This window comes from Sedimentibacter sp. (assembly GCF_038562225.1).
Taxonomy (GTDB): domain Bacteria; phylum Bacillota; class Clostridia; order Tissierellales; family Sedimentibacteraceae; genus Sedimentibacter.
The window spans coordinates 1,102,304-1,126,496 of record NZ_JBCFAS010000001.1 but is presented as its reverse complement, the minus strand read 5'-3'; the positions used below and the strand labels follow the sequence as shown (position 1 = coordinate 1,126,496).

Genomic DNA, 24,193 nt, shown 5'->3' with positions numbered 1-24,193 from the left:
GTGAATATTTCATGCGAGCGAACGAGTGGAGTATGAGGAAAATTTGCAGTTGACCAGACCAGAATTCCAATCTTGGTGGCTTTTAATATTTGATAATACTTCTTTGTCATAATTTCTATTATTGGTCTTGGAAAAGATGATTAGGATTAGGGGATTAATTTATCATGAATAGCATATAGGTCTCACCTGCTTTAATCGGTGCGTTTGATATAGATAAAGTTTAGCTGTCTAAGGAGGGATGTTTTTGAAATTTAAGTATTTTATTATGAATATTTCTATTATGATAATCATTATTGTATTAATTCAAATTTATCCCAAAGTAGACATTAGTGATATTATTTGGGTAAAAGATTTTAATTATGATGAAAGTCAAATTCATGATATCTCAATTGGTCTTTTGGATCCATGTCCTTTCATTCCTGTAAAAATAAATGATAAAAAAGTTAGATTATTATTTGATACGGGTAATGGAGTAGTTTTATTTTTAACAACGGCGCTTAAAGAACAAATAGATTATGAAATAACAGGAAAAACTACAGAGTTAAATTCGGATGGCACCTACAGAGGTGAAGGAAATGCTATCTTGATAAAAAATTTAACTATATTTAATGATGAATATTCAAATGTTCAATCATCACTTACTGATTGGAGAATGTATGGATTTTTTAAAAATAATGGAGGAATTGGCCTCAAGTATTTTAAAATAAAGTAGTAACTTTAGATTATGATAATAAAAAGATAGCAGTTGGTAACAAAGCCATAGATTATAGCAATCTACAAACTGATAGATATACCGTAATCCCACTTATAAGTTCAAATTTAAGTAATGAAAAGGATTTGTTGTTCTTTCAGGGGGAAATAAATGGAGAAAAAAGTACTATATATTTAGATACCGGCTCAACTCGGTCATTTTTAAATATTGACAACAGCGAAGATAATGAAATAGAAGTAAAATTAGGAGATAAAGAGTATAAGTTCAATTGCAGTAAGTTGAAATATGATGAGATTGGATTTCTAGATGAATTTGAATATCCTTTAAGGCTTGCAATCAATTCGGATTTATTGAAATCTAATCATTTTGTTATAACTATTGACAAGATACAAAATAACTTAATTATTTACCATAATTAATTCTAGTCATTTAAGAATTCAACAGTTATGATATGATATATTAATAGTTTTTTAAATAAGTAATTTGTGAGGAGGACTTGAAATGGAGTTAAAAATAATAAATCAAGATTTTTCAATATGCAAAGTAGAAGATTTATCACAAGTAAATTATTCAGATGAGTTTTGTTTTGTAAGTAAGACAGATGAGGAGTTATCATTAGTTTGCAGCACAAGTTCGGTACCCCAAAATGCAATTGAATGTGAAAATGGTTGGAAAGCTTTTAGAATACAAGGAGTGTTAGATTTTTCTCTTATAGGTATTTTGTCAAGAATATCAACGTTATTAGCAGAGAATAAGATTGGAATATTTGCAGTGTCAACATATAATACAGATTACATTTTAACCAAAGAGGAAAGCTTTGATAAATCAATTAAAATACTTGAACGAAATGGCTATGTAATAAAGTTATAGGCCTAAATTTGTTAATTACGGACTAATAATTGTTTATAATACCGATAAACAGGAATTTAACTAAGAAAGGGAAAAGGAATGAATCGTAGGATTGGAATGATTTCTTCTTGTATAACATTAATCAGCGCTATACTGTTTGCAATATTTATGCTGTTCGATATGTCGACAGCAGCGTATGCAATATGTATACTGCTGTCTTGCGGGTACATTGTAATGGTATCAGCATTTGCTGCTTATTCGGGTAAAGAGGTGGAAGCTGCTAAATATTCCGGAATTGCCTTTGCTGCCATTTATGGTGTATTTGTTATGCTTGTGTACTATGCGCAAATTACCACGCTTGTACAAAGTGTTTTAACAGAGGAGGCAACAAAGTTACTTGATTATCAGAAATTTGGTTTGTTTTTTAATTATGATCTTTTTGGATATGGTATGCTTTCTGTTTCTACTTTTTTTATTGGTGTTACAATCTTTCCAGAAAACAAAGAGGATAAAATACTGAAAGTTTTATTACTCGTTCATGGCATGTTTAGCATTGCCAGTTTGATTCCGGTGTTGGGGATCTTTAATGCCGAGATGGCAGGTGGGGATTTGATAGGTATAACAGTATTAGAGGTTTGGTGTCTCTACTTTATTCCAGTCTGCTTTTTAAGCTATCGATATTTCAAGAGAAAAAGCAATTAAATTTGATTTTGTATTACAGATTATTTACATAATAAGGAGCCAAGCCATGAAAAATGCATGCAATTTATATAAAAAATGCATGCATTTTTGTGTAAATATATTTTAAAGATTGTAAACCATATTTGCACTTATAAGGAGTGCGCTAGCATGTGATAATAGTATTGTAAACTAGCTTTCCTTGAAGTTTTTCTCCAGGGTTTTCATTCCCATGTAGAAGAATGCAGCCGTTGTTATGAAAGAAATAAAGTCTGCAAAGGGCGCCGCATAAAACAGTCCTTCTATGCCCCACAGTCTGGGGAAGACAATGATTGCAGGTATTAGAAATATCAGCTGTCTGGACAGTGTCAGGAACATTGCCGTCTTTGCTCTTCCTATGGCCTGAAAAAAGTTGGCGCCTATGACTTGGAAACCTACCAGCGGCATGCATAAAAACCATGACAGAAGAGCTGTCTTTCCGAAGCTAAGCAGTTCGGGCTCCCTGTTGAACAGCGATATGAGCTGCTCGGGAAATAATCTTGATATTGAAAAACCAAGTATGACAGTAATCGTTGCGGCTTTGATTGCAAGCTTCGCTGCCTCTTTTACCCTGTCAAATTTTCTTGCTCCGAAATTGAAGCTTATTATTGGCTGCACACCCTGGTTAAGACCAATGATGGGCATGATGAACAATGTCTGAAGGCTGTTTATAATGCCCATGCCGGACACTGCCAGGTCTCCTCCGTAAAGAAGAAGGTTCCTGTTCAACACAGCGTTTAGAAGGCTGCTTGCCAGCTGCAGCGAAAATCCGGGCAGCCCCAGGGTTGTAATTTTAAAAATCAGTCTTGGCTTGACTTTCATGTTTTTAAGTCTCAGCTTGTGGCGGCTCCTATTGCCCAGAAAATATGATACTACCCATACAAAGGAAAAAAACTGAGAAAGTATGGTTGCCAGCGCAGCACCGGCCATTCCCATATCAAGGGCGTAAATGAAAATCGGGTCAAGCACAATGTTGGTTCCGGCTCCCAGGAACATGGTGTACATGGCAAGCTTAGGGTTGCCGTCTGCCCTGATGAAATTGTTCATTCCCATGCTGGTTATCTGGAATACGGCTCCGAAGAAAATTACCCTCATGTATTCCATGGAATAGGGAAGTATTGTGGGGCTTGCTCCGAATAGGGTCATAAGTTTTGAAAGAAATATCTGCCCCAGCGTCATGTACAAAACACCTGCCAGCACAAGGACCGTAAATGCATTTCCCAGTGCGTTCTCAGCATCCTCTTCCTTTTTTTCCCCAAGCTTCATGGAGAAAAGAGTTGCTCCGCCCACGCCGAAAAGGATACCCAGCGAAAGCTGTATTATCATTATGGGGAATCCTATGGTTATTCCGGCGATTCCGTTTGCACCCAGCGTAGGGCTGTTTCCTATATAGATTCTGTCAACTATGTTGTAAAGTGCGTTGACCATCATTCCGACTATTGCAGGGACCGAAAACTTCAGGAGAAGTTTTGAAATTTTTTCGCTTCCCAGAGGATTTGCGTAAACCATTATGTATTGTCTCCTAAGCTCTTTAGATTTGTTTTGTCTATTTTGCCTGCCATATTTTCCAGTACCCTGAAAAGAACGGCCGCATCCTCTTCTGTGACATCCTCCATGAGAAATTCGCTCCAGTGAAAAATCCTGTTCCTGATATCTTCCTGATGCAGTTTTGCCAGGTCTGTAAGGTGAATACGGTTAAACCGTTTGTCAATGTCATCCTTCATTTTAATTACATAGCCTTTTTCTTCAAGGGATTTTATTGCTCTGGCAGTTGCGGACTTGTCAATGTCTAGATAGGATGAAAGCTCTTCCTGAGTCTTGCCGTCTTTTTTGAAAAGACAAAGCAGGAATGCATATTCCGCGGATGTGATGTTGTAGTCGTTCAAGGCGTAGTTGATGTACACCTGTGATTTTCTGTGAAGTTTTGAAATCAGTCTTCCGATGCTGGTTTTCATCTTTTCCTCCTTAGTTGCTATATCAACCATTATACGAAAGTAACAACAGTCAGTCAATTGTTTTTTGTTCCCTTGAAAATGGCCGAATCCTGAGGTATAATTGTATGGACTGACTGGAAGAGAACGATGGAAATTGGTACGTTTCATTTGCTTCCGGAGGAATAATGAGAAAGGGAGAGCGAAGCTGCTTTAATTCAATAAATGATAAAGACAGGGAAAAAATACAGGCACTACAAAGGAAATGATTATCTGGTGCTTTACATAGCAAAACATTCGGAAACAGAGGAGGAGCTGGTCATATACCAGGCCCTTTACGGCGAAATGGGAATTTGGGCAAGGCCTGCTGCCATGTTTGAGGAAATGGTCGAGGTTGACGGGAAACTGGTGGAACGCTTCAAAGAAATAGATCAATAACTTTAGTGAGAAAAATAAATTAATACCGGCAGTATCCTGCCGGTATTTGCTGTTAAATCTATTGGCCAAGCCTTCCGTGGAGTTTTTTACCCATGGCCGCGGCAATCACAGCCTTCAGCACATCGCCTGGAATGAAAACAAGCATACCTATCTGAAGGACTTTTGCTATGCTTAAACCTTTAGCCAGCATGATGTTAAGAATGTAGTACATGTATGGAAGCCCCATGGCATAGATTATCAATGTACCGGCTGTTGCTGCCGCAGCATTTATTACAACGGTATTTTCCTTGTTTTCTGTGATTTTTCCGACTACGAAGGCAGCTACGGAATATCCCAGCAAAAATCCGAAGCTGGGTTTGAAAACTGTCTGCACCCCTCCGGAGAATCCGGCAAATATGGGCAGTCCTGCCAGGCCAAGCAGAAGGTAGGCTATCTGGGAAAGAAGTGCCTTCTTTGATCCCAGGATCATTCCCGAAAGAATTACGAAAAATGACTGCAGTGTTATGGGAACAGGTCCGATGGGTATGCTTATAAACGCTCCTATGGCAGTCAGTGCGGTAAAAATTCCTGATTGTGTTATGTCTCTTATGCTTAATTTCATTTCATTTCTCCTTAGTATGATTTTATTGATACTTCGCCGGAATGAAGAGTCTCGGTCCTGCCGTCAGAAGTTTCTATGACCAGACCGCCTGACGAGTCAATATCCTTTGCCTGTGCTTCATGAAGATGGTTGTTTTTTGTATATGTTATTTGTTTTCCCAGGATTAGCGACCTGTCTTTGTATTCACTCAGAAATTCCTTTTTGTCGAGATTTTCGCAGCATGACAGGATATTGTTGATTATTTCGGCTGCAAGACGGTTTCTTAAGGCGAAGCCTTCTTCACCTGAAAAAACGGATGCGGCTTTTGCTTTCAGCTCATGAGGAAAATCCTCTTCCCTGGTCTTTACGTTTATACCGATTCCTGCAATTATGCTTTCAACGGTTCCGCTTTCAAAGTCTGTTACTGCTTCCGTCAATATGCCGCAGACCTTTTTTCCGTCCATGAAGATGTCGTTGACCCACTTTATCTGTGCTTTTTTGTCCGAGAACTTTTCAAGAGCCCTGCACACTGCCACTGCTGCTGCTGTGGTAATGAGAACTGAGTCTGATATTTCAAGCTTCGGCTTCAGTATGATGCTCATGTATATGCCGGTTCCCGCCGGTGAGAAGAAATCTCTGCCAAACCGCCCTCTTCCGCCGGTCTGCTCTTCAGATGCTATGACCGTTCCGTGAACACCGTTGTTTATGGCTTCTTCCTTTGCCCTTGTGTTTGTGGATGGAAGGGTTTTGTAAACATATATGGGGATACTTTTGTAATCGTTGCGAAGGTACAACCTCATTGCTTCTTCCGACAATACGTCCGAGTCAGAAGACAATGAGTATCCTTTATTGGAGGCTGAGTCTATTATGTAGCCTTCCTGCTTCAGCATGTTGATGGATTTCCACACAGCTGTCCTCGATACGCTGAGCATGTCTGCCAGCTCCTGTCCGGATATGGATTTACCTTTGTTCGTTTCTAAAATATTAAGTATTTCGCTTTTAACTGACATGTTACCACCTCAATGGAATTATACACAAACAAAGAAACATTGTCAACCAAAATATCGAAAAAGGTTAACGGCGTTTTGGAACTTTTTTTAAAAATATTCGTCAAATTAAAAACTGACATAAATACAGGGGGATAAAATGAAAAAAATAATTACGATTTTAATTGCTGCGCTAATGGCATCAAATACGCTTTGTTATGCAGAGACGCTGCCACAGGAAGATTTCAAGGTTGTAGGATACTATTCGGGAGACTTGTTTAACGAGCCGCTGGAAAACCTTCAGACAGACAAGCTCACCCATGTGATCTACGCATTTTTAATACCTAAGCAGGACGGAACGCTGGAGGAGCTTAAAGATCCCGAAGAGCTTGAAAAGCTTACAGAGAAGGCCCATGGGGACGGAGCCAGGGTGTTTGCCGCCCTTGGAGGGTGGTCCTATGAAGGCAAGGTTTTGGAGCCGGTTTTCAGGGAAGCCGCTTCCTCTGATGAGACCAGAAAGAAATTGGTTGACAGTGTGTGCGAATTTGCCGAAAAGTACAATCTTGACGGTGTGGAGCTTGACTGGGAGCATCCCAACAAGGACACCATAGAAATGTATGAAAAGCTTGCAGTGGAGCTTTCACAAGCACTGAGGGCAAACGGGAAGGAGCTGACGGCAGCATTGAACGGAGCCTGGTCAAAGACGGCAGGACCAGAAGTTTCAGGGCTTATTACCCAGGAATGCCTTGACAGCTTCAGCTTCATAAATGTAATGGCTTACGACATCAACAACGACAACCACAGCCCTTACTGGTTTTCTGAAACGTCCATCGACTACTGGCTTAACAGAGGAGTGGAAAAGGAGGACATCGTGCTGGGAATGCCACTTTATGCACGTCCCAGCTGGCTTCAGTACAGGCATCTTGTGGCTAAGGACGAAAGCTATGCATTTACGGATTACGCACCCACGCTGCCGCTTGCTTCCTACTACAACGGCATGAACACGCTGAAGGAAAAGACCAAGCTGGCCATGCGAAAAGCAGGAGGGGTGATGCTGTTCGATGTGAACGAAGACACAAATGATTCCTACAGCATTGTATCCATGATAGACAGCCTTCTGGAACAGACGAAAGGCTATACAAAACAAGAACTTGATAGTTTCATCACTGTTTTAATAGGCGGAAGGGAAGTCTATTTTTCAGTTGATGACGGTCTTGGCATTCCGTTCATCAACAGCGATAACCGCACCATGATACCGCTTAGAAAATCTCTTGAGACCATTGGAGCTTCAGTTGAATACGACAATACTACCCGTACTGTCATTGCCGTTAAAGGTGATACTACAGTCAGGATTCCCATAGGTCAGAAGCAGCTGGTGGTAAACGGTCAGGTAAGCCAGGAGGATACGGCTGCAGTCATCATGGAAGACAGGACATACATACCGCTTAGGTCCGTCATGAAGGCCTTTGGATACAGCGTCGATTACCATGACAGCAGCAGGACAGTAATTGTCAGCAATTAAGTGTGGAAAATTTCGCTCTTTTGGTGTATAATAATTGAATTACACTGCAAAAGAGGAAAAAATGAGCGTATCAATATCAAAAGCAATACTGCACATACTTGATCCCAGCCTGGGAATGCCTGTGCTATCAGAAAATCTTATGAGCTTCAACGACCAGATGCGGGAATATACGGAAAAGCACATACTGAAGTGCTACAACGACGCGGACCTGAAGAAAACCCGCTTTATAAGCGAGGTCGGACTGTTTAAGGGACTTGTTAAGGAGTATGCCAATACCGATGATTTTATGAAATTCTCCAGGGCCATTACGGAATTTTTCTTCAAACTTATTGCTGAAAATCCAGATGTTAGGCCCTGCGACCTGCTGTTTGTCCAGGCCAACGTGTTCAACAAGGACTACATGATCATCCTTAAGCTTAACTACAAGAAAGGATACATACATTTCACAAAGCAGGAGGAAGGAACAAAAAACATAATCATAGAGCAGCCCTGTGCGCTGCCGGCAGCGTCACAGAAAATTGACGAGTTCATATTTGTGGATACAAACTCCATGGAAGTATTTGTAAAGGAAAAGAAATGTCAGGTTTACAACGAGCCCTGCTATTATATTTCAAAGCACCTGCTTGAATGCAGAGAAGAAAAGCCTGACAAGGAAAAGGTGAAGATCATCACCCAGACGACCGACAAAATTATCAAGGAATTTTATGACGACGACATTATGATGAAGACCAGAGTGAAGAACATCATACGGGAAAATGTTGAGGAATCCCTTAAGTTCAATGTGGAGGAAATTTCCGAGCAGGTATTTGACGACCACGAAATCAAGAAGGCATACACGGAAGAAATAAAGATGAAGGGCATCAAGGAACCGGAAGTCAAGGTGAACTTCAATTATGCCAACAAGATCAAAACAAAACAAAAGATTGTAACCGACGAAGGAATCGAAATAAACATTCCCTATGAAATCATCAGCAACAAGGATAAGGTTGAATTCATAAACAACCCTGACGGAACCATATCCATAGTGCTGAAGAACATCGATTCAATCATAGACAAGTAAACGCCTGAACAGGCGTTTATTTATTTTTTATGGCTTCAGGACAACCTTGATGCACCCGTCTTCCTTCTTGTCGAATATTTCGTAGGCATGGGTGCCCTGTTCAAGTGACAGCTTGTGGGTTATTATGTCCCTGGCATCAAATTTGTTTTCCTTAATGAGCTTCAGTATGGGCTCCACATAAGCATGAGCCGGGCATTGGCCCATCTTGAGAGTGATGTTCCTGGAAAAGAAGTCTCCCAGCGGAAACAGATTGTACCTGCTGCCGTAAACTCCCACCAGAACCACAGTTCCCCCCTTTCTGACTGCCTGGGTTGCAATTTCTATGGCAGATTTGCTTCCTCCCTGAAGCTTCAGAGCAGTCTCGATTTTCTCAAATGTTGACATCTTGCCGTCCATACCAACGCAGTCGAGCACAACATCTGCTCCTCCACCGGTTATTTCCTTGATGTACTCTCCCGTGTTGTCATGTTCTTCAAAATTTAAAGTTTCTACGCCGTAGTTTTCATAGGCGTGCTTCAATCTGTAGCCGACTCTGTCAACAGCGATTATTCTCTTTGCACCCTTGAAGGCTGCCCATTTTATAGCTAAAAGCCCAACCGGTCCGCAGCCAAGCACCACCACGGTGTCACCCGGCTTAACCCCTCCTATGTCCACGCCCCAGTAAGAGGTTGGCAGTATGTCCGTAAGAAACAGCACCTGCTCGTCAGTTAATTCTTCGGGAACAACCGTAGGACCCACATTTGCATATGGAACCCTTAAAAGTTCGGCCTGGCCTCCGTCATAACCTCCGAAAGTATTGCTGTAGCCGAATATTCCTGCATTCTCGCCGTTTGGGTTTGAATTGTCGCACTGGCTGTAAAGTTCATGTTCGCAGTACCAGCAGTGACCGCAGGAAACAGGGAAGGGAACTATGACCCGGTCTCCCTTTTTAACCTTGTGAACATCGCTTCCCATATCCAGCACAATACCCATTGTTTCATGTCCCAGCACAAATCCTTTGGGCATGTTGGGTATCATGCCGTGCACAAGGTGAAGGTCCGAGCCGCATATGGCAGTTGAAGTGACCTTTATTACTATATCATCGCTCTTCTCTATGGACGGATCCCTGACGCTTTTAACTTTTACGTCCTGAATGCCGTCGTACACAATAGCTTTCATTTGTTCCTCCAATAAATATTTTTTTTAGTCTTGCCATGACAGTTTTTAATATGCATCGGAGATTGTTAAGGATTAGCTTTCCTGTAAAAGAATTATGTGGTATAATTTTTGTGATTAATTTGGACAGGAAGGACAGACAATATGACCATACTCAAGAGATTTGCCGGATCGTTGCTTGCAGCAACACTGATTTTGGCTTCGGCAGCGCCGAAAGCATATGCAGGTGATTATGCAAACTTCATCAAGGTTGAAGAATATTTGAATAATTTCACGGACATCAGCACAGATGATTGGTTTTGGGGAGACGTGGAAAGTGCCAGCAAGGCAGGGCTGCTGAAGGGTAAGACATACAGCACATTTGACCCTTACGGCAGGATTACTCTTGCAGAGGCGGCAGCGCTTGTGTCAAGGATTCACAGCATATACAACGGCAGCAATGAAACATTTGAACATAACTCAGACGAACCATGGTACAGGGTGTATGAGGAGTATGCCGTTTCAAACGGTCTAATGAAGCAGGGAGAATTTCCCGATTTGGAAAAAAACGCCACAAGGGCTGAACTTGCATACCTGTTCTTCAATGCACTGGGTGATGAAGGGCTGCCTCAGATTAACAGCGTTGCAAACATTCCCGACGTGGACGGCAGTGAAGAGTACAAAAAAGAAATTCTTGCACTTTACAATGCAGGAATAGTGATGGGAAATGACGCGTACGGAACATTCAATCCTGATGAAAGCATTACAAGGGCAGAAGTGAGTGCAATAGTGAGCAGGGCTGCATTTGAAAACAAAAGACTCACAAGAATACTTTTGGATGAAAAAAGCAGAGTTAATATTTACAGCACGGAAGGATCAACGGTAACTTCATTTTCAGCTGCAGGGAGGTATCTTGCTTCCGAAATGATGAAGGGAAACAAAAACATAGACATGAAGGAGCTTGACATATTCGGCGACGGTTTATCAAGAACAGAAATAGTTGATGCTCTTAAGGATTATATACTTTCAGCAAACACTCAAAATCCACTGATTTTCGGAATAGAATCATTCGTTTACCGAAGCGACGGCATGCTGAGCGTAAATTACACTTATGACACCAATTATCAAATGGCCCTTCAGGATGCGGTTAAGGAAAAGGTCTCGGAAATTATTAAAGAAATAATAAAACCCGGGATGACATACATTGAAAGGGAAATTGCCATTAACAACTACCTGTGCGACAATGTGGAGTACGATAACGATGCGGCTCAGCAGCTGTTGAAGTACGGCTACGTGGAAGAAGAGCACAGGGATTCCTTCAATGCATATGGTGCGCTTATAAAAGGAATTGCCGTGTGCGAAGGGTATGCTGAAGCATTTAAGCTTTTGTGCGACCAGGCGCAGATAACATCAATAGTCGTTACTGGAAAGCTTGACGATATAGGGCATGCCTGGAACAGGGTATACATATCCGGCAAGTGGTACGATGTGGATGTAACCAACAACGACAAGACACAAATGCCTAACTCTGCACTGAACCTTCCCATGCACATAGCTGACTTATATCTTTACGAGGACAGCTACTACATAACCGATGATTTGCTGGGAAAACTAGAGAGAGGCACGGACCAGAACTACGAGTTCTACAGATATGCGGGAAAATACGTTGAAAAGGAAAATGTCTACAGCTATCTTGTTGAAAACATAAAGAAAAACGGTTCGGTTACATTCAGAACAAGCAGCGATTACACCATGGCAAACCTTAAAAGGACACTGACCAGCGTCCTGGACAACATTAGCGGCAGCAGGTCCTTATCCTATGTGACAAGACTTGGCGTGGTATATGTGAATAGTTCAAGATAATTTATTATAGAGGTGGAATGATGTCGGAAAAAATTTTACTAAAAAACGGAACTGTTATAGATGAGAAGGGCAATGTTATTGAAGGACTGGATATTCTGGTCTCCGGCGGAAAAATAGAACAGCTTTTAACTCATGAGGAGTCAGCATCTGTTGAGGACTGCATCCACACAGACTGCAGCGGACTGTTCATAACCCCATCGTTCGTTAATCTTCATGCCCATTCGCCCATGAACATTCTTAAGGGAATAGCAGAGGATGTTTCCATAGACAGATGGTTCAACGAAAAAATATTTCCATACGAAAGCAAGCTTGAAAAAGACGATGTTTACTTCGGAACGGTTCTTGCTTCACTTGAGATGATCAATAACGGAGTCACGGCCTTTGCGGACCATTACTTCGCACAGGAAGCGGTGTACCGGGCTGTGGAAGACACCGGCATCCGTGCTGACATAGCTCCCACAATATTCGGACTGGCTGAAGACTACCGCGAACAGCTTAAGAGCGCAGAGGATTTCATCCTGAAAAACAATGGGAAAAATTCGAGAACTAAACTCCGCCTCGGGCCTCATGCTCCTTATACCTGTCCCGGGCAGAAGCTGAAGGAAATAGTAAATGCAGCAAAAAATCTTGGGGTTGGGATTCACATTCACGTGTCAGAAACCAGACAGCAGGTAGAGGACAGCCTGAAGCTCACAGGTAAAACTCCCGTGGAAGTGCTTTACGAATGCGGAGGTTTTGATACTGATGCTATCATTGCCCATGGTTTATGGACCTCAAAAGAGGATTTGAAGTTCATAAACGACAATGCATACTTTGCGTTTTGTCCCAAGACATACATGAAGCTGGCTATGGGAAACGGAAACATTTACGAGCTTAAGGACAGCATTAACTACTCCTTTGGAACAGACGGTGCTGCAAGCTCAAACACGCTGAGTCCCCTGGAGCAATCAAGGATCTTTGCATTGAACGGAAAGAACATCACAGGAGATGCCGAAGGATTTAAAGCCTCCGAAATATGGCAGAGCCTCATGAACGGACACAGGGCGTTGAAATTTGAAACAGGCAGAATAAAGGAAGGCTGCCAGGCTGACCTTCTGGTGTGGGACCTTCAAAAGCCTAACACATTTCCGGTATACGATCCTCTTTCATCCATAATTTACAGTTCGGATGCAAACAACATAGTGCACACCATGGTGCAGGGAGAGTTTTTAAAGTATGACGGAAGGCTGAAGGGCGATGTGAAAGGTGTGCTTCAAAATGTCGGAGACATAAAAAATAGGATTCTTAAAAGGGGAACGGGAAAAAGCAAGATAAGCTATTAAACGGAGGAATTGTCAATGGATAGGGATGAAAAGAAAGTTACTCTTTGGACCAGGCAGGATGCCCGCAGCCTGGATGAGCTTCAGAAAAACGGAGTTATCCGCATCACCAGGTTTCATCTGGAGGAAAAGTTTGATTTGATTGCAGACCACATAATCTATCTGTACAAATGGTTTGTGGATGCAGCAGACAAGAGGGTTCCGAAGCCGCAAGGCGTGGAGTTTCCAATCTGGTGCTCCGTAAGCAGGGAATACATGCTTCGTCCCACAGACGGACAAATAGTCTATGAGCTTGAAGTGGACAGTTCAGAGATAATTTATTTTGACGGATTAAAATGGGACTACGTGCTGAACCACCACTACGTTCCCAAGAATGAAAAGGATGCAGATGATTACGCCCTGGAAATGAAAAATAAGGGATACAAGAACACATTTTCTTTCATTGACGAAAAAACCGCACATTTTTTTCCGCAGGAAAGAAAAAGGGTTATGGACAGCTGGAACAGGGTTTTCGAAATCGACAATTGGGACATTTTCAGGATTCAGGCAAACATCTGGGAAATTAGGCCTGAAATGATAAAGCAGATTTTAAGAGAGGATACAGCAATATGAACAATGATTCAGTTTTAAGCATGTGGAGCGAATATACCGCCTCATTGGCAACGGGAGCGGATATGGATCTTACATACAGCGCATGGCATTTCTGCGACAATGAAAAAGATGCCGATGAGCTTGCAGAATTGGTGTTGAACGGCACTAAAAAAGCAACGGCATCTCTTTATGCTTCCTATGAATTTGAAAACGAACAGCCCCCAAAAACCGGAAACCACAGCGTAATAACAGACTGGAAGGGCAATGCACGCTGCATAATAAAAACAACCGACGTACAGATAGTTCCTTTTAAGGATGTTACAGAAGAGTTCGCATCGGTGGAGGGAGAAGGTGACAAGTCGCTTAAGTACTGGAGAAATTGTCACTGGGATTATTTTTCAAGAGAGATGAAGGAAATTGGAAAAGGTGCTGACGAAGACATGCTGGTTGTTTGTGAAAAGTTTGAAGTTGTGCACAAATAATTAAATCAGGTACATTTTTGGGGGCACTCACCTCAGAAATCAAAAAAATTATATTAACAATATGTTAGTTATTACAAAAATGCATATCAATTTTTACAATTGTATTTAATATATTAAATCTTGTGATATAATGTTAAACGTGCTCAATGAGTGTTAGCATGCATATTTCAAGGCAATTATATAATTAAAAAAGAGGGGAAGAAAGAGGATGACTATGTTTATCCTCTTTCTTTGTTATTGAGTTATTACACAATTCAGAAAATGAATTCAGCAGTCACATAGGCCTCAACCAGCAGTTCTCCTGGAATAATTGGTGTAGGGGCAGCGAACAATGCTTCCCTTTGATAGGGCTGCACAGGAAATGGGCTGTTCTCGGTAATCTTAACTATTTCCGGTTCCGAACCAAGACGCAGGTTCATGGCTACGGAGCTTGCCTTTTGCATTGCGTTCAGTACGGCCAGGTTCAGCGCCTGCTGGTAGTACATTTCCATGTTTGAAGCTTCGAAGGCAATGAGCTCCACTACATTGGCACCTGCATTCACAGAAGCGTCGATGATGTTTCCTGCCATGTCCATGTTGCTAGTTCTGATTTCCACTATGTTTCTTACGGAATATCCTCTGTCTATCTGTCTCCCGTTTTCATAATCGTAGAGTTTGTCAATGGAATACTGGTATGTTTTGACGTTGGTGACACCCATCCTCTGCAGTACCTGAATTATTGTCTGCATGATTGTGGCATTGGCAGATTGTATTTCAACCAGGTTGCTACCGGTTGTCTGTGTGCCCAGGCGTATTACGGCTGTGTCAGGAGCAGCGTATACCTGGCCTTTGCCTGAAAAGGTCATTGTCCTGTTCCGGGGGCTGTTATCCATGTAAGATCTTGTCATATAAAAACCGCCTTTCTCTATTTTATTAAAGTATATTCAGAAACATAATTTATTTAACTTGCATTGTCATCTCGGGAGAAATAATGTTATAATTATCGGGAAGACTATTTAGGCCTGGTGGGAGATTTTCCCCCGGAAGCTAAAACGATGAGGAGGAAACTATGAAATTCTTGTGGACAACGATTCTTGTAAAGGACATGGAAGAATCATTGAAGTTTTACCAGGAGGTTGTTGGACTTAAACTTGCCGACAGGTTCAATGCGGGTCCTGGAATGGAAATATGCTTTTTGGGCGAAGGCGAAACAAAACTGGAGCTCATATTCAGCGAAAAGTTTAAGGATATAGAACCGGGTAGTGCGGTGACGCTGGGTTTCAAGGTCGAATCCCTTGATGAAGCACAAAAAATTGTAAGGGAAAATGAAATAGAAATAAAAACCGGTCCGATGCAGCCCAATTCGCACCTGAGATACTTCATCATCCTTGACCCAAACGGCGTAAAGGTGCAGTTTGCTGAACAAATGGATTAATGATGGCCGCGTTCATCGATAGTCAGGTTGAAGGATGAAAAAGATAATAATAGAGCATTTACACAAGCTTGAAAAAAAAGAACAGAAAATATTGAATGCCAAAAAAAGCTTAATTGATGAAAAACTTGAGCCCATCATGGAAAAAGTTGAATCCAAGGTACCGGAAAATGTGAGAAAAGCTATGGATGCCGCTTTTGACAAATCATTCAGACTCGTTTTCAGCAACGGAACAAAGTATATTGAGAAGCTGTACAACAAGGAAAAAATACAGTTTAACTACAACGTGAACGATTGTAAAATTGACAGGACAGCCAGCAGGAGGAACTTAAAGAAAATTGACAACCATGCACTGCAAAGCAAGTTTATAAACGCTTCGATTTCGGCAATAGAAGGAGCAGGCCTGGGTCTCCTGGGCATGGGGCTTCCGGATATACCACTTTTCACTGCGGTCATACTGAAGACGATTTATGAAATATCCTTAAGCTACGGTTTTGTCTATGAGCTGGACGATGAAAAGATATACATACTTAATTTAATATGCGCTGCTCTTTCCAAAGACGAAGAGCAGAAGATACTAAACAGCAGGGTTGATGAAATTTCTACCAGGATTGACAGCCACGTTCTAGTGGGTCTTAATCTGGATGATGAAATAACCCAGGCATCAAAAATACTGTCGGACTCCATGCTGGCTTCAAAATTCGTTCAGGGAATACCTGTTGTGGGAGCTGTGGGGAGCTTCACCAATTACAAAATAGTCAGCAGGATAAGTAAGTACAGTTCTATCAAGTACAAGAAAAGATATCTTAACAACAAAAAATAAAGCAAGGCGTACCTTGCTTTATTTTTTTATGCGCTGTGGACATCGAACAGCAAATGGAATTCGGCCTTTGAAACATCCCTGTAGATGCTTTCAATTTCAGGTTCAATCAAATCTTCGATTTTTCCGCCGTATTCGATCCTGGCACACACGCCGCAGCTGGAACTGAGTTTTCTGGGAACCGGCTGAAGTGTGCAGCCTATGCTTAATTTCTGCATTTTCTTTTCAAACTTTATGGCTCCGGAATGGGTGAAAAATACGATGGTGTATTTCATTTCTTTCCTTTCACTGACATTACGTCGCCATGCTCATCTGCCTCTACAGAATACCCACGGCTTGTAAGAAATTTTTTAACGTTTGTTTTTGAAGTGTTGTTGTCAACCAGGACTTCAATGGAATCCGGGTTTGAGTCCAGAGCCTTTTTAGTCATTAAAACAGGCTGCGGACATGACGTTCCGCATGTATCTATTTTCATAAGCCACCCCTAATTATTTTTTTTGATCATGTCTGAATTTGCCACCGAGCATACCAGAAGCAGTATAAGGCAGATAACAACTGCAACCTGTCCGTTTGCGGAAGGTCCCTTGGCGCTGGAAGCAAGGGAGAAGTTGTGAGCAACGGCAGCTCCTGAAATCATACCCATCACTGCCACGGCAGAGTCAGAGTTTCCTTCGCCTGAAAGTATCAGCTGTCTTAAGGGGCATCCTCCAAGCAATACGCTGCCCCAGCCCACCAGCAGCATTCCCAGGAAGTTCCACACTCCGTCGGTGTGGGCGATGGGCTGCTGCGCAAATCCAAACTTGAAGCTTCCCAATGCCATATTGCCTAAAGCCGTTACGACTATTATGGCTATGAATCCCAGCAGCAGGAAATCCTGATTGAACATTATTTTGTCCCTCATGCCTCCAACCATGCAAAGTCTTGTTTTCTGGGCCAAAATTCCTACAATAAGACCTGCAGCAAGAGAAATGTACATTGGCGCATACTGGCTCCCCGGTCCTTCCTTGCTGAAGAATATGAATGCCGGAGCCGCAAGTAAAAGAATCAAAAGACCGGCTGCAAATGCCGGCATAACGTATCCGTCAAAGTTTGATGTCCTGTAGTTTCTTTTCAGGGTGAAACCCTTGTTTAAAAATATGATTCCGATTGAAATACCTGCAGCAAAACCGGCCAGTCCAACAACTGCATTAAGGTCTCCGCCGCCTATTCTCAATACCATTCGCAATGGGCATCCCAAAAACATAAGAGCACCGATCATTACAGCCATTCCCATGAAGAATCTGGTGATGGGCGATGAACCTCCCTTTGACTGAAACTCCCTGCCTGCAGCTGCGCTGATAAAAGCCCCCAGTATGAGACCTATTATTTCAGGTCTGATGTATTGCACAACCTCAGCTCTGTGAAGTCCTAAGGCACCTGCAATGTCTCTTTCGAAGCATGCGATGCAAAATCCCATGTTTTTAGGGTTTCCCAGCGCAACCAGCACTACGGCAATGATTCCCACCACGCTGCCTGCAAAAATAATACCTTTTTTGCTTTCAAAAAAAGGTACCTTTTCTCTTAAATCCATGTCTTCTTTTTCCATTTATTCCTCCTAATATAAGTAATGCCAACATATGTATTATATTTCACAATCTTTTGGAAGTAAAATGAAATAAAGTTTCAAACAATGACCAAGCCATAAGAACAATTTATACAACAATTATGGATGATAAAACATGAATGGTGTGCTATAATTATAATAAAAACAGGAAAATGTAAAACAAATTAAATTAAAGCGGGGATGTTATGTTACGAATTGCAATTTGTGACGATGATAAATCGATTTGCATGCAGCTGGAAGAAATAATCCTTCTGGCAGGCGAAAAGTTAAATGAAAGTATTGAGACGGAAGTTTTCTACTCGGGAGAGGAGCTGTGCAGGTTTCTGGAGGATGGCAGCAGTTTTGACGTCATTTTTCTCGACATCGAAATGAATAAAATAAACGGTGTGGAAGTGGGAAAAAGGATACGGAATGACCTCAACGACGAGGTTACTCAGATAGTCTATGTTTCCGGGAAGGAAAGCTATGCTATGGAGCTTTTTGAAATAAGGCCTTTGAATTTCCTGGTAAAGCCGGTTTCGGAAGAAAAGGTGGAATCTGTTTTGACCAGGGCCGTAAAGCTTCTTGGAGACGGCAGAAGGTTTTTCGAATACAAGAACGGAAGCGTGAATTTCAGCGTTCAGGTTGGTGATGTTTTATACTTTGAAAGCGAAGGAAGAAAGGTCAACATCATCCTCATGGACGATGTGAAAAGTTTTTACGGAAAGCTTTCTCAAGTAGAGGAACAGCTGAACAGCCAGGACTTTATCATGATACATAAAAGCTATCTCATAAACTTCTCCCATGTCATCGAATATACTTATGAATATGTGAAGATGTCCAACAAGGAAGTGCTGACCATAAGCCAGAACAACAGGAAGGCAGTGAGGGAGCGGCTGCTCGACAGAAAGCAGAGGGGTCATCATGACTAACAATGTTATCATAGTCTACCTTATAACAAATGTTTTCAGCACATACACAATTTACAGGTTCATGGCGATTTTTTTTGACTGCCGTGAAACCGACAGAAGAGTTGAAAGCATCTCATATATAATGTATTTCTTTGTAAACAGTCTACTTTTCATCGCATTCAACAATATGGCATTGAATGTGGCCTCCAACCTGGTGATGTTTTTTCTTTTGACCTACAACTATGAAGCAACCTTCAGGACACGGCTCATTGCCTCGGTGTCAATATACACCATTTTAATGATTATTGAAACGCTGGTTGTTCTGATTATGGGATATTTCGACATAACCGTCATGTCAATGGACAGAGATCTGCCGGTGATCTCAGGGATGATAAGCATAAAGATACTTTCATACACAGTGATGCTTTTCCTCTCGAATTTCAAGATGGTTAAGAACAACATCAACGTATCATACCTTCACTGGCTTTCAATATTTGTAATTCCTGCTGGCACCCTTGTTTCGGCTCTTATGCTTATAACTGAGGTACATTCGGAAAACATTGCCGGCATGATAGTTAGCATTGTAATACTGTTTGTCATCAACGTGTTCGTGTTTTATTTCTATGATGCTCTCATGAGGTCATATGATGAAAAAATGGAAAAAGTGCTGCTGCAGCAGCAAAACAGCGCATACTTGAAGCAGCTGGAAGTAATTAACCAGTCCCAGGAAAACTTAAGGGTATTGAGACATGACATAAAAAACCACGTTATGTCCCTGAAGTCTCTCATGGAAAGGGAAGACTGCGAAGGGATGTCGGATTACCTTGCCACTTTGTCAGATTACATCAACTATTCAGGCGAATATTCCAAAACCGGAAACGCTGAAATTGATTCAATCATCAACTACAAGATGGACAAGGCTAAATTATACGGCATAAAGACTGAAATAAATCTTAGCATACCTGAGAAACTTAACATAAGACCCTTCGACCTGAGCGTGGTATTCGGAAACCTCCTTGACAACGCCATTGAAGGGGCTTCCAGGTCAAAGACCGAAAAGATGGTAAAGGTTTCAGCAGAACTGGAAAACAATGTTTTGTATATTAACATAGCAAACACTTATGACGGAAACCTTAACTACAAGAACGGCAGGCTGGAGACGTCAAGTGAGGACAAACAGCGCCACGGCCTTGGACTTGTGAGCGTAAAAAAGTCTCTGGAAAACTACAACGGAACCATGTCCATCCGCCACAGCAAAGGCATGTTTTATGTGGATGTACTCATCTACAACAGCGCTGGCGTGCAGCGTTGAGTTTTTACATCAGGGCATATTAATTATTACAAAACGGGGCACAGCGATATTTTTTGTGATATTATAGTCAGGATAAATGTAAATGGAGGAATACCTTGGGAATAAACGAATATTTCAATAAAGTGTACACAATAGCTTTCAGGCTTACCGGCGAAGCGGGGGCAGCCGGAGAAATGGCTGAAGCTGCAATTGAAAGTTCTTCCTTGGAGTTTTCCAAAGATGGAGAAGTTCCTTCAGTTGCTCTTAAGCATGCAGCATCGGAGGTTATGCGTATATTTCTTGCGAAGCCTGAAATGAATTATGTTCATTTTTCTGCAGACAATAACGACACTAACACCGTTTGCGGTGCAGTTCTTTCGTTAGAACCCGTAAACAGGGTTGCAATCGTGTGGAGAGACATGCTTGACTACAGGATAGATGATCTGGCAGAAGCCTGTGGGTACACAAAGCACGGCCTGTACAGGGAGCTTAACAGAGCAAGAATGCATCTTAAAACCAGGATAGGGGAAAAAATTAAGAATGCGGGGTAATTATGAATGAGAAAACATACGAATTTGATGCAGAACTGAAGAAGGTTCCGGATATTGACGGAGCATATGTGGAGTTTCCTTACGACGTCAGAGAAGAGTTTAACAAGGGAAGAGTGAAGGTCCATGCCACATTTGACGGTGTGGAATACGAAGGAAGCCTTGTGAGAATGGGAACACCCGGTCATATTATCGGCGTCAGGAAGGATATCAGACAAAAAATTAAAAAGGAACCCGGCGATACGGTTCATGTTACTATAAGAGAAAGATGATTTAAATGACAGCGTATGCTGTCTTTGTTTTCTTTATTTTTTGTTTACAGGGAGGTCTTATGGGAAAAAGAAAATTAGTTGCAGCGTTGTTTGCAATTGTGGTTTTAAGCCAGACTTTAACTTCATGTTCCACCAATGACAAAAAAGTAGAAATTGAAAAACCTGCAGAGGACATTCAAAAGGAAGTTCCGAAATCATGGGAAATGGATATGTCCGAATACACGGTTCATGTGGATTACAGCCTTCCTGATTTTAAACCGGATGCAGAAGAATACAGCGTCAAAAAAGACTTGTCAGACCTGTTTAATGCAGGCCAGTTTGACGGTTTCACCGAAAAACAGAAAACGTCTATTTCCGAGGACGGTTTTGTGGTGCTTGAACCAAGCTACGAATTTGCAAAGCTGCACCACGTGTATGAAAGTTCCCTGTATAAAAACATACCAACTTTCATAACCGTTGATTCAGCCCTGCACATGTACCATCTGTACTATGACAGTTCGCTGAAGATGGTGGAAGCATCATCCCTGTCAGACAAGCTAATAAGTCTTTCTAAAAACATGCTTCATGAAAGCCTGGAAGCCTATCTAAATGAAGAATACTCTGTTTTGAAGGAAGAGCTGAAATTCGTGTCGTCATACTTTCTTACAGGTGCAATGCTGCTGGATGCGGACATTCAGGATGCTGACGTGCCTGAGGAAATTAAAGCCCTGTCAGAAGAGGAAATATCTCTCATACAGTCATCAGAGGGATTCAGCAAGTCACCCACACTGAAGAAGGATATGGACTATTCCCAGTTCACCGTAAGGGGACATTACGCAGGCAACGAAGTGCTGGAAAGGTATTTCAGGGCAATGATGTGGTACGGACTTGCAGGGTTTCCGGTGTTTGACGAGACAAAAGAGGAGCCTGTGCTGGATATTGACAGCATGGTCAAATCCATGATTATAACCTGCCTCACTCTTAAAAGCGAGGAAAGCTTCAAAGATTACGAAAATATATATTCCACCACGGCTCTGTATGTGGGGCTGTCCGACGATATCGGAATCTTCAGGCTAAGAGAGCTTGTCACTAATGTCTACGGCAAGGATCCCGATTTGAGGCTGTTTAAGGATGAATCATACCATGATGAGCTTTTAAAGGAAGCGCTGCTGCTGCCAGAGCTTGAAATAAAGCCAAAATACAGTTCTGTAAATGCTGCTGCCGGCAGGCAGTTCAGATTCATGGGGCAGAGGTATTCCTTTGACGCAGAAACATTGCAGAATCTCATGGAGCCGATACTTAGGCCGGTGCCTTCAGGTCTTGATGTTGCAGCAGCTCTTGGCAGCGAAAGAGCAGAAGAGCTGCTGGATAAGTATTATAAGCCGAAGGAAATGTGGGGCGGATACGAGACGAATCTTAACCTCATGAAGGAAAAGCAGGCAGGATTTACGGATGAACAGTGGAGCAAAGACCTGTACAAGGGGTGGCTGTGGTGCATAAAATCCTCAGCTTCGAGCTTTGCTGACATGGAAGGAATGCCTGGCTTCATGAGAAGCGAAAAATGGACGGATAAGAACATTCACACTGCACTGGGAAGCTATGCCGAACTAAAGCACGACTCCATACTTTACATGAAACAGGCTGTGGCCGAAATGGGAGGAGGACCTGAATTCATTCCGTACAACTACGTGGAACCCAATGTTGAGGTGTACGCAAAACTAAAGTGGCTTGCACAGTATACCAAGGAACACCTGAATATAAGAGGCATGCTCAACGAACCGTCATCAAACGTTCTAGACAGCATGATTGAAGCATATGACACGCTCATGACCGTGTCTGTAAAGGAACTGACAAATGTGGCGGTAACCGAAGAAGAAAACTACAGGCTTTACACCTACGGCGGCAGAATAGATTCCCTGGTTCAGATTATAAACAGCATGATGTGGGAAGAAAACATAGATACAGGAAACGAATACACCACGGCACTCATTGCAGATATTGCCACAGTTGCTCCAAGTGAAGCATATCCTTATTCAAGCTACCTTGAAATAGGAAACGGCCTTCCACTTGAGATTTACGTGGCGTGCAGAACAAACGGCAAGACGTACCTTGCCAAAGGGGCGCTGTTCAACTACTATGAGTTTCTCACCCAAGAAAGGCTTACAGATTCAAAGTGGCACAGCATGATAGGGGTGGAAAAACATGCCATGGTGTATAATCCAAAGACCGGCAGCTATGAAGAAAGTGAAGTCACGGACGAAAACAATATTCAGTCTGTTCCGGACAATCAGGACTACTTTGAGATAATGGAAATGAAAGAACCTGTAGAGATGGTTTCAAAGCCTGAATGGACTTACTCGTTCATATCCGGTGAAGGAAACCATGTGACAATACAGGGAGACATTAACCCTGACTGGTCCAAGTGATGAAGAAATGCATTGCAGCGATTTTGATAATTGCAGCGGCGGCTGCCTGGTTCCTGAACAGGCAGCCTGAGTTATGCATAAACGTGGACGGAAAAATCCTGAAGCTGCATGAATCGGGAGGATTTATTTTAACATCCGGCGGGTTTTCGCAGCAAAAACTTATGGATGAACGGCTGTTAAGCTTCAAAACTTATGACATTGACGGGGACTCAAGCCAGGAGATAATTGCCCTTACATCGGGAAATTATGAAGGGTATGGTAAAGATGTTGTTTTCTACGATATTTATGAAGAGTCGGGAAACATTATTGCCGAGGAAATGTACAGGGAGGATTTCTCAGGCTTAAAACCCTGGAAGATTGATGTGTGCCGCCTGGAAAGTGACAGCCAGGCAGACATATTAATAGGAGTGCAGAAAGACACCACGTTTTACAGCCAGGTTAGAAGAAGACCGTTTTTTTATTCGTGGGACGGCGAAAAACTAGTGAAGAAATGGCTAGGTTCGTACTTCAGCACGTGGGATTTGAAGGACATAGCTTTCGGGGATTTTTTCGGACTGGGATTTGATGCTGCCGCTGTGCTTGAGGAAAACGAAAACGGCCAATACAGGATTGGATTTTATCACTTTGCAGGTTTCGGCTTTGAAAACATGAACACAAGCGGGATTTTTAACCGCGTCAAGTCAATAAAAACCGTAAAACAAGACGGCAGGGAATATGCTGAGCTTGATTTTTACGGACTGAATAAAAGCATCTTATTGAATCATTAGGA

At 42.0% G+C, this 24,193-nt stretch carries 27 protein-coding genes; 18 read left to right on the top strand and 9 right to left on the bottom strand.

The window, feature by feature from the left end; genetic code table 11:
- The first annotated feature begins 244 nt into the window (after positions 1–244).
- The 3 genes from AAGU76_RS05315 to AAGU76_RS05305 all read left to right on the top strand — a co-directional run bounded on the left by AAGU76_RS05315 (position 245) and on the right by AAGU76_RS05305 (position 2,263).
- Entirely contained in the window at positions 245–712 is a 468-nt protein-coding gene (locus tag AAGU76_RS05315) for a retropepsin-like aspartic protease (protein WP_342484402.1), read from the top strand.
- Positions 713–1,213: 501 nt separating this feature from the next.
- Positions 1,214–1,582, top strand: a complete 369-nt coding sequence (locus AAGU76_RS05310; protein WP_342484401.1) for an ACT domain-containing protein — start codon at positions 1,214–1,216, stop codon at positions 1,580–1,582.
- Between the two features lie 213 nt (positions 1,583–1,795).
- Positions 1,796–2,263 (top strand): hypothetical protein, encoded by a 468-nt coding sequence (locus AAGU76_RS05305; protein ID WP_342484400.1) that lies wholly within the window; start codon positions 1,796–1,798, stop codon positions 2,261–2,263.
- A gap of 168 nt (positions 2,264–2,431) precedes the next feature.
- Here AAGU76_RS05305 and AAGU76_RS05300 read toward each other — a convergent pair whose 3' ends face one another.
- Complete coding sequence (locus AAGU76_RS05300) at positions 2,432–3,787, bottom strand: MATE family efflux transporter (protein WP_342484399.1); 1,356 nt, start codon at positions 3,785–3,787, stop codon at positions 2,432–2,434.
- Positions 3,787–4,233 carry a MarR family transcriptional regulator gene (locus tag AAGU76_RS05295; protein WP_342484398.1) on the bottom strand — a complete coding sequence of 149 codons (447 nt, stop codon included), beginning with the start codon at positions 4,231–4,233 and terminating at the stop codon, positions 3,787–3,789. Before AAGU76_RS05295 ends, AAGU76_RS05300 begins: the two co-directional genes overlap by 1 nt.
- Positions 4,234–4,434: 201 nt before the next feature.
- Between AAGU76_RS05295 and AAGU76_RS05290 the strand changes: the two genes are divergently transcribed.
- On the top strand, positions 4,435–4,647 hold the full coding sequence (locus AAGU76_RS05290; protein WP_342484397.1) for a DUF1653 domain-containing protein: 213 nt from the start codon (positions 4,435–4,437) through the stop codon (positions 4,645–4,647).
- Between the two features lie 58 nt (positions 4,648–4,705).
- Here AAGU76_RS05290 and AAGU76_RS05285 read toward each other — a convergent pair whose 3' ends face one another.
- Together AAGU76_RS05285 and AAGU76_RS05280 are read right to left on the bottom strand one after the other, a co-directional pair.
- On the bottom strand, positions 4,706–5,248 hold the full coding sequence (locus AAGU76_RS05285; protein WP_342484396.1) for a biotin transporter BioY: 543 nt from the start codon (positions 5,246–5,248) through the stop codon (positions 4,706–4,708).
- 11 nt (positions 5,249–5,259) lie between these two features.
- Positions 5,260–6,237 carry a biotin--[acetyl-CoA-carboxylase] ligase gene (locus tag AAGU76_RS05280; RefSeq protein WP_342484395.1) on the bottom strand — a complete coding sequence of 326 codons (978 nt, stop codon included), beginning with the start codon at positions 6,235–6,237 and terminating at the stop codon, positions 5,260–5,262.
- Between the two features lie 136 nt (positions 6,238–6,373).
- On the opposite strand from AAGU76_RS05280, the gene AAGU76_RS05275 reads away from it, so the two are divergent.
- Together AAGU76_RS05275 and AAGU76_RS05270 are read left to right on the top strand one after the other, a co-directional pair.
- Positions 6,374–7,735 (top strand): glycosyl hydrolase family 18 protein, encoded by a 1,362-nt coding sequence (locus tag AAGU76_RS05275; protein WP_342484394.1) that lies wholly within the window; start codon positions 6,374–6,376, stop codon positions 7,733–7,735.
- 61 nt (positions 7,736–7,796) lie between these two features.
- Positions 7,797–8,795, top strand: a complete 999-nt coding sequence (locus AAGU76_RS05270) for a nucleoid-associated protein (RefSeq protein ID WP_342484393.1) — start codon at positions 7,797–7,799, stop codon at positions 8,793–8,795.
- Between the two features lie 27 nt (positions 8,796–8,822).
- On the opposite strand, the gene AAGU76_RS05265 is transcribed toward AAGU76_RS05270, so the two are convergent.
- A complete protein-coding gene (locus AAGU76_RS05265) occupies positions 8,823–9,953 on the bottom strand; it encodes a zinc-dependent alcohol dehydrogenase (protein ID WP_342484392.1) in 1,131 nt (376 codons plus the stop codon).
- A 141-nt stretch (positions 9,954–10,094) separates the two neighbouring features.
- On the opposite strand from AAGU76_RS05265, the gene AAGU76_RS05260 reads away from it, so the two are divergent.
- Genes AAGU76_RS05260 through AAGU76_RS05245 form a run of 4 tightly spaced genes read left to right on the top strand, consistent with a single transcriptional unit; the run spans position 10,095 to position 14,184 of the window.
- Positions 10,095–11,792, top strand: coding sequence for an S-layer homology domain-containing protein (locus AAGU76_RS05260; protein ID WP_342484391.1), 1,698 nt, complete (start codon positions 10,095–10,097; stop codon positions 11,790–11,792).
- Between the two features lie 20 nt (positions 11,793–11,812).
- Positions 11,813–13,114 (top strand): amidohydrolase, encoded by a 1,302-nt coding sequence (locus AAGU76_RS05255; protein ID WP_342484390.1) that lies wholly within the window; start codon positions 11,813–11,815, stop codon positions 13,112–13,114.
- A 15-nt stretch (positions 13,115–13,129) separates the two neighbouring features.
- On the top strand, positions 13,130–13,723 hold the full coding sequence (locus AAGU76_RS05250; protein ID WP_342484389.1) for a DUF3841 domain-containing protein: 594 nt from the start codon (positions 13,130–13,132) through the stop codon (positions 13,721–13,723).
- Positions 13,720–14,184 carry an ASCH domain-containing protein gene (locus AAGU76_RS05245; RefSeq protein ID WP_342484388.1) on the top strand — a complete coding sequence of 155 codons (465 nt, stop codon included), beginning with the start codon at positions 13,720–13,722 and terminating at the stop codon, positions 14,182–14,184. The genes AAGU76_RS05250 and AAGU76_RS05245 overlap by 4 nt, the downstream gene beginning before the upstream one ends.
- A gap of 254 nt (positions 14,185–14,438) precedes the next feature.
- Here the strand turns inward: AAGU76_RS05245 and AAGU76_RS05240 are convergent, their stop codons facing one another.
- A complete protein-coding gene (locus AAGU76_RS05240; RefSeq protein ID WP_342484387.1) occupies positions 14,439–15,071 on the bottom strand; it encodes an SIMPL domain-containing protein in 633 nt (210 codons plus the stop codon).
- A gap of 161 nt (positions 15,072–15,232) precedes the next feature.
- Here AAGU76_RS05240 and AAGU76_RS05235 point away from each other — a divergent pair, with 161 nt between their 5' ends.
- Entirely contained in the window at positions 15,233–15,598 is a 366-nt protein-coding gene (locus AAGU76_RS05235) for a VOC family protein (protein ID WP_342484386.1), read from the top strand.
- Between the two features lie 34 nt (positions 15,599–15,632).
- Positions 15,633–16,418: an EcsC family protein gene (locus AAGU76_RS05230; RefSeq protein WP_342484385.1), complete on the top strand. Its 786-nt coding sequence runs from the start codon at positions 15,633–15,635 to the stop codon at positions 16,416–16,418.
- Positions 16,419–16,444: 26 nt separating this feature from the next.
- On the opposite strand, the gene AAGU76_RS05225 is transcribed toward AAGU76_RS05230, so the two are convergent.
- Genes AAGU76_RS05225 through yedE form a run of 3 tightly spaced genes read right to left on the bottom strand, consistent with a single transcriptional unit; the run spans position 16,445 to position 18,000 of the window.
- Complete coding sequence (locus AAGU76_RS05225) at positions 16,445–16,690, bottom strand: DUF3343 domain-containing protein (RefSeq protein WP_342484384.1); 246 nt, start codon at positions 16,688–16,690, stop codon at positions 16,445–16,447.
- Positions 16,687–16,890, bottom strand: coding sequence for a sulfurtransferase TusA family protein (locus AAGU76_RS05220; protein ID WP_342484383.1), 204 nt, complete (start codon positions 16,888–16,890; stop codon positions 16,687–16,689). Before AAGU76_RS05220 ends, AAGU76_RS05225 begins: the two co-directional genes overlap by 4 nt.
- Positions 16,891–16,899: 9 nt before the next feature.
- Positions 16,900–18,000, bottom strand: coding sequence for a YedE family putative selenium transporter (yedE, locus tag AAGU76_RS05215; protein WP_342484382.1), 1,101 nt, complete (start codon positions 17,998–18,000; stop codon positions 16,900–16,902).
- A gap of 203 nt (positions 18,001–18,203) precedes the next feature.
- On the opposite strand from yedE, the gene AAGU76_RS05210 reads away from it, so the two are divergent.
- From AAGU76_RS05210 to AAGU76_RS05185, 6 genes are all read left to right on the top strand, one after another.
- On the top strand, positions 18,204–18,929 hold the full coding sequence (locus AAGU76_RS05210; RefSeq protein WP_342484381.1) for a LytTR family DNA-binding domain-containing protein: 726 nt from the start codon (positions 18,204–18,206) through the stop codon (positions 18,927–18,929).
- Positions 18,922–20,220 carry a GHKL domain-containing protein gene (locus AAGU76_RS05205; protein ID WP_342484380.1) on the top strand — a complete coding sequence of 433 codons (1,299 nt, stop codon included), beginning with the start codon at positions 18,922–18,924 and terminating at the stop codon, positions 20,218–20,220. The genes AAGU76_RS05210 and AAGU76_RS05205 overlap by 8 nt, the downstream gene beginning before the upstream one ends.
- A 95-nt stretch (positions 20,221–20,315) precedes the next feature.
- Positions 20,316–20,750, top strand: coding sequence for a hypothetical protein (locus AAGU76_RS05200; protein WP_342484379.1), 435 nt, complete (start codon positions 20,316–20,318; stop codon positions 20,748–20,750).
- Between the two features lie 2 nt (positions 20,751–20,752).
- Positions 20,753–21,019 (top strand): DUF1905 domain-containing protein, encoded by a 267-nt coding sequence (locus tag AAGU76_RS05195; protein ID WP_342484378.1) that lies wholly within the window; start codon positions 20,753–20,755, stop codon positions 21,017–21,019.
- A gap of 59 nt (positions 21,020–21,078) precedes the next feature.
- On the top strand, positions 21,079–23,424 hold the full coding sequence (locus AAGU76_RS05190; RefSeq protein WP_342484377.1) for a DUF3160 domain-containing protein: 2,346 nt from the start codon (positions 21,079–21,081) through the stop codon (positions 23,422–23,424).
- Complete coding sequence (locus AAGU76_RS05185; protein WP_342484376.1) at positions 23,424–24,191, top strand: hypothetical protein; 768 nt, start codon at positions 23,424–23,426, stop codon at positions 24,189–24,191. The genes AAGU76_RS05190 and AAGU76_RS05185 overlap by 1 nt, the downstream gene beginning before the upstream one ends.
- The last annotated feature ends 2 nt before the right edge of the window (positions 24,192–24,193 follow it).

Coding starts and splice junctions, on each gene's coding strand:
- AAGU76_RS05310 (WP_342484401.1), top strand. CDS start 1,214: ATGGAGTTAAAAATAATAAATCAAGATTTTTCAATATGCAAAGTAGAA.
- AAGU76_RS05240 (WP_342484387.1), bottom strand. CDS start 15,071: ATGACAAGATCTTACATGGATAACAGCCCCCGGAACAGGACAATGACC.
- AAGU76_RS05275 (WP_342484394.1), top strand. CDS start 6,374: ATGAAAAAAATAATTACGATTTTAATTGCTGCGCTAATGGCATCAAAT.
- AAGU76_RS05210 (WP_342484381.1), top strand. CDS start 18,204: ATGTTACGAATTGCAATTTGTGACGATGATAAATCGATTTGCATGCAG.
- AAGU76_RS05205 (WP_342484380.1), top strand. CDS start 18,922: ATGACTAACAATGTTATCATAGTCTACCTTATAACAAATGTTTTCAGC.
- AAGU76_RS05260 (WP_342484391.1), top strand. CDS start 10,095: ATGACCATACTCAAGAGATTTGCCGGATCGTTGCTTGCAGCAACACTG.
- AAGU76_RS05265 (WP_342484392.1), bottom strand. CDS start 9,953: ATGAAAGCTATTGTGTACGACGGCATTCAGGACGTAAAAGTTAAAAGC.
- AAGU76_RS05305 (WP_342484400.1), top strand. CDS start 1,796: ATGGTATCAGCATTTGCTGCTTATTCGGGTAAAGAGGTGGAAGCTGCT.
- AAGU76_RS05195 (WP_342484378.1), top strand. CDS start 20,753: ATGAATGAGAAAACATACGAATTTGATGCAGAACTGAAGAAGGTTCCG.
- yedE (WP_342484382.1), bottom strand. CDS start 18,000: ATGGAAAAAGAAGACATGGATTTAAGAGAAAAGGTACCTTTTTTTGAA.
- AAGU76_RS05270 (WP_342484393.1), top strand. CDS start 7,797: ATGAGCGTATCAATATCAAAAGCAATACTGCACATACTTGATCCCAGC.
- AAGU76_RS05225 (WP_342484384.1), bottom strand. CDS start 16,690: ATGAAATACACCATCGTATTTTTCACCCATTCCGGAGCCATAAAGTTT.
- AAGU76_RS05300 (WP_342484399.1), bottom strand. CDS start 3,787: ATGGTTTACGCAAATCCTCTGGGAAGCGAAAAAATTTCAAAACTTCTC.
- AAGU76_RS05185 (WP_342484376.1), top strand. CDS start 23,424: ATGAAGAAATGCATTGCAGCGATTTTGATAATTGCAGCGGCGGCTGCC.
- AAGU76_RS05290 (WP_342484397.1), top strand. CDS start 4,435: ATGATAAAGACAGGGAAAAAATACAGGCACTACAAAGGAAATGATTAT.
- AAGU76_RS05230 (WP_342484385.1), top strand. CDS start 15,633: ATGAAAAAGATAATAATAGAGCATTTACACAAGCTTGAAAAAAAAGAA.
- AAGU76_RS05250 (WP_342484389.1), top strand. CDS start 13,130: ATGGATAGGGATGAAAAGAAAGTTACTCTTTGGACCAGGCAGGATGCC.
- AAGU76_RS05285 (WP_342484396.1), bottom strand. CDS start 5,248: ATGAAATTAAGCATAAGAGACATAACACAATCAGGAATTTTTACCGCA.
- AAGU76_RS05220 (WP_342484383.1), bottom strand. CDS start 16,890: ATGAAAATAGATACATGCGGAACGTCATGTCCGCAGCCTGTTTTAATG.
- AAGU76_RS05295 (WP_342484398.1), bottom strand. CDS start 4,233: ATGAAAACCAGCATCGGAAGACTGATTTCAAAACTTCACAGAAAATCA.
- AAGU76_RS05235 (WP_342484386.1), top strand. CDS start 15,233: ATGAAATTCTTGTGGACAACGATTCTTGTAAAGGACATGGAAGAATCA.
- AAGU76_RS05280 (WP_342484395.1), bottom strand. CDS start 6,237: ATGTCAGTTAAAAGCGAAATACTTAATATTTTAGAAACGAACAAAGGT.
- AAGU76_RS05255 (WP_342484390.1), top strand. CDS start 11,813: ATGTCGGAAAAAATTTTACTAAAAAACGGAACTGTTATAGATGAGAAG.
- AAGU76_RS05245 (WP_342484388.1), top strand. CDS start 13,720: ATGAACAATGATTCAGTTTTAAGCATGTGGAGCGAATATACCGCCTCA.
- AAGU76_RS05190 (WP_342484377.1), top strand. CDS start 21,079: ATGGGAAAAAGAAAATTAGTTGCAGCGTTGTTTGCAATTGTGGTTTTA.